The 12,367-nt window shown below is 40.8% G+C and carries 9 protein-coding genes and 4 tRNA genes; 7 read left to right on the top strand and 6 right to left on the bottom strand.

All coding sequences use genetic code 11. The annotated features are described in order from the left end of the window. Positions 1–41: 41 nt before the first annotated feature. Together DIZ80_03490 and DIZ80_03485 are read right to left on the bottom strand one after the other, a co-directional pair. Positions 42–2,018, bottom strand: coding sequence for a potassium transporter (locus DIZ80_03490; GenBank protein RDH84544.1), 1,977 nt, complete (start codon positions 2,016–2,018; stop codon positions 42–44). A 152-nt stretch (positions 2,019–2,170) separates the two neighbouring features. Then, the gene (locus tag DIZ80_03485; protein ID RDH84543.1) at positions 2,171–3,025 is read right to left on the bottom strand and encodes a bifunctional methylenetetrahydrofolate dehydrogenase/methenyltetrahydrofolate cyclohydrolase FolD; all 855 of its coding nucleotides are present in this window, start codon (positions 3,023–3,025) and stop codon (positions 2,171–2,173) included. 343 nt (positions 3,026–3,368) lie between these two features. Here DIZ80_03485 and DIZ80_03480 point away from each other — a divergent pair. The 5 genes from DIZ80_03480 (at position 3,369) to DIZ80_03460 (ending at position 4,873) form a co-directional block, all read left to right on the top strand. Beyond that, a tRNA-Pro gene (locus DIZ80_03480) sits at positions 3,369–3,445 on the top strand. Between the two features lie 281 nt (positions 3,446–3,726). Then, a tRNA-Arg gene (locus DIZ80_03475) sits at positions 3,727–3,803 on the top strand. Positions 3,804–3,810: 7 nt separating this feature from the next. Next, positions 3,811–3,886: transfer RNA gene (locus DIZ80_03470), tRNA-His, on the top strand. A 366-nt stretch (positions 3,887–4,252) separates the two neighbouring features. Continuing rightward, complete coding sequence (locus DIZ80_03465; protein RDH84542.1) at positions 4,253–4,603, top strand: hypothetical protein; 351 nt, start codon at positions 4,253–4,255, stop codon at positions 4,601–4,603. 69 nt (positions 4,604–4,672) lie between these two features. Beyond that, positions 4,673–4,873, top strand: a complete 201-nt coding sequence (locus tag DIZ80_03460) for a hypothetical protein (GenBank protein RDH84541.1) — start codon at positions 4,673–4,675, stop codon at positions 4,871–4,873. A 551-nt stretch (positions 4,874–5,424) separates the two neighbouring features. Here the strand turns inward: DIZ80_03460 and DIZ80_03455 are convergent. Together DIZ80_03455 and DIZ80_03450 are read right to left on the bottom strand one after the other, a co-directional pair. Next, positions 5,425–5,500: transfer RNA gene (locus tag DIZ80_03455), tRNA-Asn, on the bottom strand. Positions 5,501–5,600: 100 nt separating this feature from the next. Then, positions 5,601–6,779: an aspartate transaminase gene (locus DIZ80_03450; protein ID RDH84540.1), complete on the bottom strand. Its 1,179-nt coding sequence runs from the start codon at positions 6,777–6,779 to the stop codon at positions 5,601–5,603. A 136-nt stretch (positions 6,780–6,915) separates the two neighbouring features. On the opposite strand from DIZ80_03450, the gene DIZ80_03445 reads away from it, so the two are divergent. Then, on the top strand, positions 6,916–8,916 hold the full coding sequence (locus DIZ80_03445; protein ID RDH84539.1) for an excinuclease ABC subunit B: 2,001 nt from the start codon (positions 6,916–6,918) through the stop codon (positions 8,914–8,916). A gap of 72 nt (positions 8,917–8,988) precedes the next feature. Here DIZ80_03445 and DIZ80_03440 read toward each other — a convergent pair whose 3' ends face one another. After that, positions 8,989–9,534, bottom strand: a complete 546-nt coding sequence (locus tag DIZ80_03440; protein RDH84538.1) for a hypothetical protein — start codon at positions 9,532–9,534, stop codon at positions 8,989–8,991. 64 nt (positions 9,535–9,598) lie between these two features. Here DIZ80_03440 and DIZ80_03435 point away from each other — a divergent pair, with 64 nt between their 5' ends. Then, positions 9,599–10,786 carry an alcohol dehydrogenase gene (locus DIZ80_03435; protein ID RDH85026.1) on the top strand — a complete coding sequence of 396 codons (1,188 nt, stop codon included), beginning with the start codon at positions 9,599–9,601 and terminating at the stop codon, positions 10,784–10,786. A 115-nt stretch (positions 10,787–10,901) separates the two neighbouring features. On the opposite strand, the gene DIZ80_03430 is transcribed toward DIZ80_03435, so the two are convergent. Next, positions 10,902–12,353, bottom strand: coding sequence for a membrane-bound lytic murein transglycosylase MltF (locus DIZ80_03430; protein ID RDH84537.1), 1,452 nt, complete (start codon positions 12,351–12,353; stop codon positions 10,902–10,904). Positions 12,354–12,367 lie beyond the last annotated feature (14 nt).

Below are 12,367 nucleotides of genomic sequence, written 5' to 3'. Positions count from 1 at the left end.
TTTTTAATTAATGTAACTGAAAGTAAGGAGTGAAGGTTTAGTTAGCCATTTAATAAATAACCTTCAATATGCTCTAAATCCTCAGGTGTGCCAAATAAAACCAGCACATCCCCCTGCTTTAATTCTTTATCAGAGTTTGGCGGAACAACAGTAGAGTCATCTTTACGGTTTTTATGTAATGTAATGCCTTTTGACTGAAGCTGTAAATCATGTATTGTTTTACCAATGGCAAATGCACCCTGTTCGAGGGTGTAACTACTTAATCGTTTGCGTACATCATTCGGTAGTTCCAGACTGTCCACTTCATCACTATGAAAAAATTCACGCATAGTTGCATATTTATTATTACGCATTTCCTGAACACGACGAACAATTTTAGAAACCGGAATGCCGAGTATTGATAATACATGAGAAGCCATCATTAAGCTGGACTCCAGACTTTCCGGTATGACTTCAGTTGCACCCGCTTCGTTTAATTTTTCGTAATAAGTATCATCTTTTGTTCTGACTAATATTGGAACTTCATCATTGATTGCTTTTGCCTGCCTTAATGTTTTTTCTGCAGAGCCAACATTATCATGACAAATTACTAGAATAGCGGCACGTTCAATTCCTGCAGCTTTTAGAATCTCACGGTGAGTTGAGTCACCAAAAGACACTTTGTAACCAGCTTTTGCCGCATGCGTAATCAGTTCGACATTGTAATCAAGTGCAAAATACTTAAAACCTTCGGCATCGAGTATTTTTGCTATGTTTTGTCCTATTCGACCAAAACCACAAATAATGACATGTTTGTCCATATTACTCGTGTCTGAGGATATGGCATTTTTTAATTCTTCTCGGCTTTGTATATAACTACCGGTAAATTTTTTCGCAATTAAACCATTATATTTTACTAAAAATGGAGTGGCAATCATGGTAAGTATGATAGACGTTAACAATATCTGTGATTCTGTTTCGGGTAATAAATTAAAACTCACGGCCAGAGCCATGATAGCGAAACCAAATTCACCACATTGACTGAGTACGACACCGGTTCTCAGAGCTACTCCCGTAGAAGTGCCGACGATACGTTTACTTAACACTACAATAAGCAGTGTTTTACCAACGATAATGGCAATCGCAACCAGTATGGCCCAGTGAATAATTTCCATCAGGCTATTTAAATCTAACATCATGCCGACAGTGATGAAAAACAGACCGAGAAAAATATCACGGAAGGGGCGTATATCATTTTCTATTTGATGTTTGAATTCAGTTTCACTTAACATCATGCCCGCAAGAAATGCTCCCAGTGCCATAGATAAGCCAGCAAGTTCGGTAGCCCACGCAGAAAGTAAAGCAATCAGTAAAACAGTCAGGGTGAATAATTCAGCCGAATGTGCAGAGGCAACTTCGTGAAATAATGGGCGTAGTAACCAGCGACCGATTGCAAGCATAACAATCGTTACGCCAACACCTGTGGCAAAACTATAAAAAAGCTCAACCAGGAATGGAGTTTCATGTTCGCCGGCAATGGCTGGGATGATAACGAGCATCGGAACGACAGCAATATCCTGAAATAATAATATGGAAATTGAAGTGACGCCATGGCGTGAATCAGTTTCTAATTGTTCGCCGAGTTGTTTGATAACAATTGCAGTAGAGGAGAGGGCGATGACGCAGCCAATCACAAAAGCGGTCTCTCTGCTTGAACCCAGTAACCAGGCACTTAAACCGGCGATAAGTAAGGTAAGGGTTACCTGAGCGCTGCCAAGCCCGGCGACGGAGCGGCGATTGGCTATCAGTTTATTTAATGAAAATTCAAGCCCAAGGCTGAATAGCAGAAAAGCAATTCCTACTTCAGCGAGAAAATGCAGGGTATCAGAGCTTTGTACAAGGTTAGCTGCGTGTGGCCCCAGACAGATGCCTACGGTTAGATAAGCTAGAATAGCAGGGAGTTTTATACGCCTGAAGAAGGCAACGGCAACAACAGAAATAGCCAGTAATATTATTGTATCGCTGAGGGCGTCATGCATAAGTATTTAAAGAGAACGGCTTGGTTATTTTATTGTTATAAAGTGTAGCATACCCATCGCCAGCTGAAGTTAACCCCTATAAATGGTAGAAATTTGCTTTAGTTGGTGATCAGAAGTGCTAAAAATACAAATTGGTGTGAAGCCTGGTAAAATTAGCTATCAAGGTTATCAGCAGCATCCAGCGTATTGAGTAATAATACTGCAACAGTCATTGGCCCCACCCCACCGGGTACCGGGGTAATCCATGCGGCATGTTTTGATGCTGTATCAAAGTCAACATCACCACAAAGTGTGTTGTCTTCTTTACGGTTAATACCGACATCAATGACGGTAGCACCATCTTTAATCCATTCGCCTTTAACCAGACCCGGTTTACCTACTGCAACAATAACAATATCAGCGCGCCGAACATGGTCTTCTAAGTCGGCGGTGAAACGGTGTGTAATAGTGACCGTAGCACCGGCAAGTAACATCTCAAGCATAGCCGGACGGCCAACATGGTTTGAGGCGCCCACAATAACAGCATTACGGCCTTTATAAATCTCGCCTGCTGAATCCAGTAAAAGTTTTACACCGTAGGGAGTGCAGGGTCGTAAGCCCGGGTCACGTTGTGCCAGTTGACCCAGATTAAAGGGGTGAAAACCATCAACGTCTTTTTTAACGTTTATGCGTTCAATAACCGCTGCTTCATTCAGGCCTTCTGGTAATGGAAACTGAACGAGGATGCCGTGGATATCATCATCGACATTGAGTTTATCGATCAGATCATCCAGTTCTTGCTGAGTGGTGGTAGCAGGTAAATCATAAGCACGGGATATAATGCCGGCTTTTTCGCAGGCAAGGCGTTTATTGCGTACATAAACCTGAGAAGCCGGATCTTCACCAATCAATACAACAGCCAGCCCCGGTGCCTTTTTACCTGCACTTAAACGTTTATCAACGCGTTGCTTAATCATTGCATGTAGATCGGCAGCAACCTGTTTTCCATCTATTATTTGTGCAGACATGCTTATAAAATATCCAGTAAATGGTTTGAGAAAAATTGTGAGGCGGATTTTCTCATGCAATGCCTATCCCCTACAAGCGGTGTTGACATAAAAAAGATAAGTATTTTAATAAATTACAGTATGTAGGAGTTGACCTGAATCGAGTAAATGCGTAACATCCGCATCCTCGTTTGTTGCTACTTGTATGTAACATTCGAATACGGGTAATAGCTTAATTGCAACTCGGTACACAGGAGTGTTGAAAAGTTCGGGGTATAGCGCAGTCAAGCGAAGCCTGCTTCTTAATTTATTAAGTGCAGGTGCTTACAGCATATCGCCAAACAGGGATTAAGTTGAAAAATATCGGGGTATAGCGCAGTCTGGTAGCGCGCCTGCTTTGGGAGCAGGATGTCGGGAGTTCGAATCTCTCTACCCCGACCAAATTAAAAGTGTGAGGTTTTATCGGCTATTCGATATTGCTTTGCATGGTCCAGTAGAGAGATTTGAACGATAAGAGTTCGATAAAATCGCCTGGAGCGATTTTAAACATGCGAAGCATGGCCCTGAAAGGGCAAAACACAGGACGTGTTTTGTAATCTCTCTACCCCGACCAAATTAAAAGTGTGAAGTTTTATCGGCTATTTGATATTGCTTTACATGGTTGAAGTAGAATTAATAATCGTTCAACCAAAGTCCTGCTAGAATCGGACAGATCTGTTTATGCGCCTGTAGCTCATCTGGATAGAGCATCGGCCTTCTAAGCCGAGGGTAACAGGTTCGAGTCCTGTCAGGCGTACCATTTTATGGTGGGTGTAGCTCAGTTGGTAGAGCCCCGGATTGTGATTCCGGATGTCGTGGGTTCGAGTCCCATCATTCACCCCATATAAATCAAGCACTTACAGAAATGTAGGTGCTTTTTTTTGCCTGTAATTCGTGATTAGGTCACTCTATGGGTCACTTTGGGGTGCTGGTAGTAATACCTGTTGATAGAATCACAGTCAGTGAAACAACCGGTCATGAATATCAGGCTTTTCTGACGGGTTAGTTTTAATAAACGTATTTTTAGATTATCCATTTATTATTAATAATTAATGCATAGGCTAAAAAGAGCTTAATACGCGCCATTTATTATTTGATATGTGCTAAATGACACATATATAGACAGTAGTATCTCTTTATTTGCTATTGATTTATTTCAGATTTGTACCACTATATAACTATTAGAAATGTTGTTTGAGGGCTTAAGAGTTGTTACGAAAGCTGTTTAGTTATTTTGTTGTATTAAGTGTGCTGGTGAGCATGCAGCTTTCAAGCGCTGTTAATTCTTATCATTATGTTGGCGCTTATGAAATAGCTTTGCATGAAGCATTCCTGTATATAGAAAATGATAGCTCTGATACGCAATATGAAGATTTCTCGCTGGAATATGAGCTTGATGCTTATAACGATCAGTACGATGAAAAGAGCAAAATATTTCAGCTCGCAATATTAGTTGATTTTTCAATACAGGCTATCCAGTCTGCCCCTTATCAGATTAAATCTGTTCCTTTCATATCAAAACCGGATGAATTGCACCCGCCTGAACCTTCACCTGCATAGAGCAATCCCCTTTTTAAATTATTATTTTTAATCAAGTGCTGTTTAGTGCGCTTAAATAAAAGGGTTAATATGCAAAACAAATTCGTAAGCATTCAAGATGAGCAGCCTGAGAATAATCAGTCTGTTATAGCGTATAAGCTAAAAGTGGTTTTAGGTGAGCCGATATTTACAAACCAGAACTGTGTACAGACTTTTTATATTGATGGTGATTTCTTCTGTGGATTTAAGCCAACGCACTGGGCTGAAATGCCAGCGTTAAAAATTGAATAGATCTTATTTGGTTATAAATAGAGGGTATTTTATGTCCGATTTTAACTGATAAAATGATATGTCATACCATATTGCCAGGTTTGGACATAATACCGGTGTTTCATCATGTGGCTTACTCATTGAAGGTATAGCGAAAGCTATTATTTTTAGCGTGTGATATTTTAAAAAAGTGTAAAGTTAACTTAAATCTAGAGTGGTAATTCGATGTTCGAGTTAACAGGGATGCAAGCTTAATGGAGGTGCATCATTTTGGAGTGCTTTCTGATGGTGAGCATATCTATATTGGGTCGAAAGAAGTCCGTACTTTTATTATCACATAGATACAGTATGAAAATTGTTAGTATTGTGTCTTCTGGTTCTGGCCATACCAAATTATGTTGAGGGTTATATTATTCAGCTGGACTCTTGGAGCAGATGGTAGTTCTGGTGGTGATATGTAATGATTTTGGTACTACTCTGATTTTAGTCTATTGTGGTTTCAGACTGATTCAGAAATAGTTAGAGAATAAAAAAGGGCCGGTTAACTGAGTTAACCGGCCCTTTTTAGAATTTGGCTCCCCGACCTGGACTCGAACCAGGGACAAACGGATTAACAGTCCGTTGCTCTACCAACTGAGCTATCAGGGAATGGTAAAGATTTTGCAATGTTATTGCTGTTCAAAACATGTCGTTTCGAGGGGCGCTATATTACTGACTCACCCCTTGTCGGTCAACACTAATTTACTGATTATCCAACAAATTTCTTAATTCTTTCAAGGGCTTTCTCTAAACTGCCCATATCAGTAGCAAAAGAGATGCGCATATGCCCCGGGCTTCCAAATGCAGAACCAGGAACGAGAGCGACTTCAGCTTCTGCAAGTATTCTTTCAGCCAGCTTTACATCGTCTTCTATGCCCATTTTTTCTATGACTTTGCTGAAGTCAGGAAATATATAAAAAGTGCCATCACTGGCGATGCTTTCAACACCGTCTATTTTATTGAGTTCACCCAGAACAAAGTCATGACGCTCTTTAAATGCGGTATTCATTTCAGTTAAACGCGACTGGTCGCCTTCAAGTGCGGCCTGAGCGGCTACCTGAGAGATTGATGTCGGGTTTGATGTGCTCTGTGACTGAATCTTCTTCATGTTCTTGATCAGGTCAGCAGGGCCTGCTGCGTAACCTATACGCCAGCCAGTCATAGCATAAGCCTTAGACACGCCATTTAGTACGACAGTACGGTCATAGAGCTCAGGGCAGGCATTCACGATGTTGCAGAAAGCTTCATCTGTCCAGAGGATCTTTTCATACATATCATCGGTTGCAATGATGATGTCTGGATGTTGCAGTAATACGCCGCCTAGTGCTTTTAACTCATCCATTGAATATGACTTACCGGATGGGTTAGAGGGGCTATTGATTACAAACAGGCGTGTTTTATCTGTGATAGCTGCTTTTAGTTGTTCAGGGGTGATTTTAAATCCCTGAGACTGGTCACCCTGTACGATGATGGGTTCGGCATCTGCCAGTAAAACCATATCAGGGTATGAAACCCAGTAGGGTGCGGGAATAATAACTTCATCGCCCGGGTTTAACAGAGCCTGAGCCATATTGAAGAAACTTTGTTTACCACCACAGGACACCAGTACCTGATCTGCTTTGTAGTTTAAACCGTTATCTTCTGAAAATTTGTTTATAATGGCCTGCTTGAGGCTGGGCATGCCATCAACTGCCGTATATTTGGTCTGGTTGTTGTTAATGGCTTCTATTGCGGCCTGTTTTACATGATCAGGTGTAGAGAAATCAGGTTCACCTGCAGCAAGGCCAATAACATCTTTGCCTTCTGCTCGTAATTGTTGAGCCAGTGCTGTTACGGCTAGAGTAGGTGAAGGTTTAACTTTTTGTATTCGGTTGGATGCTTGTGCCAAAGCGGGTTACCCTGTTTGATTGGTTATTTTTATTAATAACAGGAGTATAAACAATGTTGCTTGTGTTTGTCCTATCCCAAAGGGTAGGAATACGCATTTTTTTTAGTTTTTTTTAGTTTTTTTTAAGTTTTTTATCATGTCAAAAGAATTTCAATTAGAAACAGACAAAATACCTGCTGGAGATCAGCCAACCGCGATTAAAAAGTTGTTGTCTGGTCTGGATGATGGATTGTTAAATCAAACCCTTTTAGGGGTGACGGGTTCAGGTAAAACGTTCACCATCGCGAATGTTATTCAGCAGTCTCAACGTCCCGCGATGATTCTCGCCCCTAATAAAACATTAGCGGCCCAATTATATGGAGAGATGAAAGAGCTGTTTCCCCATAATTCGGTGGAATATTTTGTTTCTTATTATGATTACTATCAGCCTGAAGCTTATGTGGTTGCCAGTGATACGTTCATTGAAAAAGATGCATCGATAAACGAGCATATTGAACAAATGCGTCTTTCAGCAACTAAGGCTTTGCTGGAACGTCAGGACACAATTATTATCGCCTCGGTATCATCTATTTATGGCCTGGGAGATCCGGAATCTTACCTGTCGATGATGTTGCACCTTGTGAAAGGTGACATGATTAATCAGCGGGATATTTTGCGTCGTCTGGCGGAAATGCAATATACCCGTAATGATATGGAACTGGGGCGTGCTAATTACAGGGTGCGAGGTGAGGTCATTGATATTCATCCGGCTGAATCCGAGTATGAAGCGGTGCGTATTGAAATGTTCGATGATGAAGTTGAACAACTGAGTTTCTTTGATCCGTTAACCGGTGAAGTGTTACGTAAAGTTTCACGATTAACGATATACCCTAAATCTCACTATGTAACTCCCAAGCATGTTATTCATGAAGCGATTGATCATATTAAAGTCGAGTTAAAAGAGCGCCTTGAGCAGCTTCGAGATAATAATAAACTGGTGGAAGCCCAGCGCCTTGAGCAGCGCACTATGTTTGATCTGGAAATGATGCGGGAGCTGGGTTATTGCAATGGTATAGAAAACTACTCACGTTATTTGTCCGGGCGAAATCCGGGACAGGCTCCCCCGTGTTTATATGATTATTTGCAGGATAACGCTTTATTGATTGTGGATGAAAGCCATGTGACCATCCCACAGTTAGGTGCAATGTATAAAGGTGATAGATCGCGTAAGGAGAACCTGGTTAATTTTGGTTTTCGTTTACCCTCGGCGTTAGATAATCGCCCTATGAAATTTGAAGAGTTTGAGGCGATTCGTCCACAGACTGTTTATGTTTCAGCTACTCCTGGCCCTTATGAAACAGAGCATTCAGATCAGGTGGCGGAGCAGGTGGTAAGACCTACCGGCCTGCTTGATCCCAAAGTTGAAATTCGACCGGTTGCAACGCAGGTTGATGATGTGTTGTCTGAAATTAATATTCGTGCGCCTAAAAATGAAAGAGTTTTAATTACAACATTAACTAAACGCATGTCAGAAGACTTAACTGATTATCTGACTGAACATGGCGTAAGGGTAAGGTACCTGCATTCTGATGTAGACACGGTTGAACGTATGGAAATTATTCGTGATTTACGGTTAGGTGAGTTTGATGTTTTAGTGGGTATTAACCTGTTACGAGAAGGCCTGGATATACCGGAAGTTTCACTGGTAGCAATACTTGATGCGGATAAGGAAGGTTTTCTACGTTCGGATAGATCATTAATTCAAACCATGGGGCGTGCGGCCAGAAATTTGAATGGTCGGGCGATTTTATATGCGGACAGAATTACCGGCTCAATGGAAAGGGCGATAGGTGAAACAGAGCGTCGTCGGGTAAAACAGAAAGCGCATAATAAAAAACATGGTATTACGCCTACGGGTATTAAAAAGACAATCCTCGATGTGATGGGTGTTGGTTATGATCAGCGTCACCAGAAGGAAATGTTAAAAGTGGCGGAGCAGCAGGAAAATTATGCGCATATGTCGATGAAAGATATTAGTAAAGAAATGGACAGTCTGGAAAAGCAGATGTTCAAACATGCGCAGGATCTGGAGTTTGAAGAGGCCGCCGCTGTGAGAGATAAAATAAACCAGTTGAAGGTATTATCACTTGAAGCTTAATGAGTTAAGTAAAAGCTAAAAGGGGACGGAGGGATTAAAAAATAATCCCTCCGTCCCCTTTTAGCTAGAAAGTTAGATGTTATTGGAATAAGAGTAATCCCATTTAAAACCAGTGTCTTTCTCTAAAATATTTAAAAGTTGATCGGTTGGCACAGCCTCGTGAGGGTAAATATTGTTCACCTCAAATCCACAACGTCCAAATGCACATTCATGTTTCCAGTTGAGTTCAGCATAAGGCGTGCTGGTTTGGCACTTATCACAAATGCAGTTTTTTTCAGGTATTTGCCAGCTTGATGTTTTCCAGTCAGCAATACGTTTTTTACAATCAGGGCATTTAGGATTAACCGTGTTGGTGTAACCAAAACAATTCACCTCGGTTGTTATTTCATATAAAGAAATTGAGCAATGTTTTTCACCTTCATCAGGGTGCAAGTTGATGTTGGGTGAGCAGCCTAAAAATGTAAGCAAGCTTAAAAAATTTTCACCGGGTAAAAAATGATTGTCTGAATAGGCAGTATCATGAACGAATTCTGATTTAATTAATGCAGATAGTAATATTTCAGTGCTTATTATTTGATTAGCGTTGGCAGGGAAAAAGATTAATCTGGGTGTGCACATTGGTGTAACAGTTTATTTAAATAAAGCGTATCATAGCATATACCAGCCCCCAGAAATTAGCACTATGAATCTATTCGACTTTTCGATTGCCCGTTTGCCTCGCATTATTTTCTCCAGAGGTTCAGTTAATCAACTACCTGAACTGTGTTCTCAATATGGTAAACATATTTTATTAGTTACAGGTGCACGATCATTTAAATCAAGTCTGGCTTATTCTCGATTGCTCGATGACTGTAAAAAACGATCATTACAAATATCAGAATGCTCAATACCTGGAGAACCATCCCCTCAAATGGTTGATGACATTGTGAATGAATTTAGAGCTTCATCAATTGATGTAGTGTTAGGCATTGGTGGTGGTAGTGTACTGGATGCGGCTAAAGCAATTGCCGGATTATTAAAGTTATCTGATTCAGTGCTGGATTACCTTGAGGGTGTTGGACATGAGTTGACTTATAAGGGCCCCGCTATACCTTTTATTGCTGCGCCAACCACTGCGGGTACGGGATCTGAAGCAACTAAAAACGCGGTTCTTAGTGTGCAGGGTGAAAATGGTTTTAAAAAATCATTCAGAGATGACAAGCTGGTTGCAGAGTATGCGGTGATAGACCCAGAGTTACTCTCGACCTGTCCAAAAGATATTATTGCCGCTAATGGTATGGATGCTTTAACTCAGTTAATAGAGTCTTATGTTTCAACGCGCTCTAATAATATGACGGATGCGCTGGCTTTAAGTGGTATTCGCTCTGTTAGAGATAGCATTCTGGCTTTGTATGGTCATGAAGTGAATGACGATGCTCAGGATAAAATGGCTTATGCTTCATTAATGTCGGGTATCTGCCTGGCACAAACAGGATTAGGTTCTGTGCATGGACTGGCTTCGCCACTAGGGGCTTTTTATCCTATGCCGCATGGCGTTGTATGTGGAACCCTGGTTGCAGAAGCAGCGGATATGAATATTCATATTATGTTGCAAAGAGAGCCAAGAAATCCGGCATTAGACAAATATGCAGTATTAGGTGACATACTTACTCAGGAGCGTTATAAAAATAAACATTTATCATGGGAAGCGTTATGTGGAACGCTTCTGGGCTGGACTAAAGTAATGCAATTACCCAGACTGAGCAAGTTTGGTGTGACCGAAGACGGGCTGGATAAAGTTGTTGCTCATAGTCGTGGTAGTAGCATGCAAACCAATCCGGTTGTAATGACAGATGCTGAGATTAGGGAGCTATTATTAAGACGTTTGTGATGTCTGGGTATTTGGGGTCGGAGTCAAATTAAATCTGTTATAAATAAGCCTAATCTTTAGGTCATGAGTTTAATTTAATTTCGACCCTGAAAATTTACGAGCCTGTAAATTATTGTTACATTACAGAAGGCATAATAGAAAATGCATCATGACCTGCACCTTTCTCTTCTTCCTCATCCTGAGGGGCAAACTGGTATTGAAGCAGGTCATAATAACGACGAATATTGGTTACATATTTAACCGGTTCCCAGCCTCTGGCATATCCATATTTGGTTTTTTTATACCATTTCTTTCTGGCTAATAAAGGCAGGGTGGTTTGCAGGTCTACCCATTTATTCGGATCTTTGCCCTGTTGTTTTGCTATTATCTGAGCATCAATTACATGGTAGTAACCTACGTTATAAGCAGCCATGGCATACCAGGTTCTATCTGGTTCTTTCAATTCATCCGGGAATCGTCGACGGATTTGATCCAGATATTTAGCGCCTCCAAAAATACTGCTTTTAGGGTCCAGCCTGTTTTTTACACCCAGTAAACCAGCGGTGTGTTGAGTTAACATCATAATGCCTCTAACACCAGTGGGTGATACTGCTTTCGGGTTCCAGTGAGATTCCTGATAACCCATGGCAGCTAATAATTTCCAGTCCAGATTATATTTATCTGCTGACTCATGATACATATCCAGATATTTACTTAACCGGGTTGCAATATGGCGTGTAAAAATTCGGTTGCCTACATAGTCAAATTTGGTTACATGGCCATAATGTTTTTCAATTAAATGTGTAATTTCACCATCATTTAAATTGCGCCAGAAAAAACTCATCGCTTTATCATACAAAGTGGTGTCTTTTGCTTTAGGAAAAGCCCAGGCTAATTTTTTGGGTTCAGAAATATCAAATGCAACACGTAGCTCAAGTAAAAAACGCTGGTTCAGAGAAACTTCATTCGAGTCTGCTACGGTGTAATCAATTAACTGGTTCTCAACCAGATAAAGTAACTGTTCGCTATCAATGTCTGAATGAGTGTTCCAGCTTAGTTCAGGATTTTTTGTTTTTAGTTCATTTAAACTTTCTACATGGCTGGAACCATCAATAACTTCTAGTATGCCGTTTTCAAGATCAGGGACTTTTCTGGGTCGATAAGACTGGTTGTTATAAATAAGTTGTTCAGTTATATCCATATAACTGGCTGCAAAACGAACAAATTCCTTACGTGAATCGGTAATAGTTAAACCGGCAGCTGCAAAATGAGCCTTACCCGTGTTCAGCATATCAAAAATTTCATGCAGGTTATCGCTGGTAATAACTTTAAGTGTTACACCAAGTGAATCTGCAAAACGTTTGGCTAATTCATACTCAAATCCGGTTTTGCCGTTTGGTCCCTCATAGTAAGTAGTTGAGCTATTGCGAGTGACAATGATCAGTTCGCCGGATTCCAGTACCTGATTAAGTGTATTGGGTTTAAAAAGCAGCGGCACAACTTTAAACATCATAAGAATCACACTGATTAAAAGAATCAGTGAGAGTCCCAGTAGTCTGCAGCGTGAGCTTTGTAGAGGGTTAGCCATTAATAATTGTTACT

It is taken from the genome of endosymbiont of Galathealinum brachiosum (assembly GCA_003349885.1).
In the GTDB taxonomy this organism is placed as follows: domain Bacteria; phylum Pseudomonadota; class Gammaproteobacteria; order SZUA-229; family SZUA-229; genus SZUA-229.
Note: the sequence above shows the minus strand (reverse complement) of the source record. Positions and strands in the feature narration are given on the sequence as shown.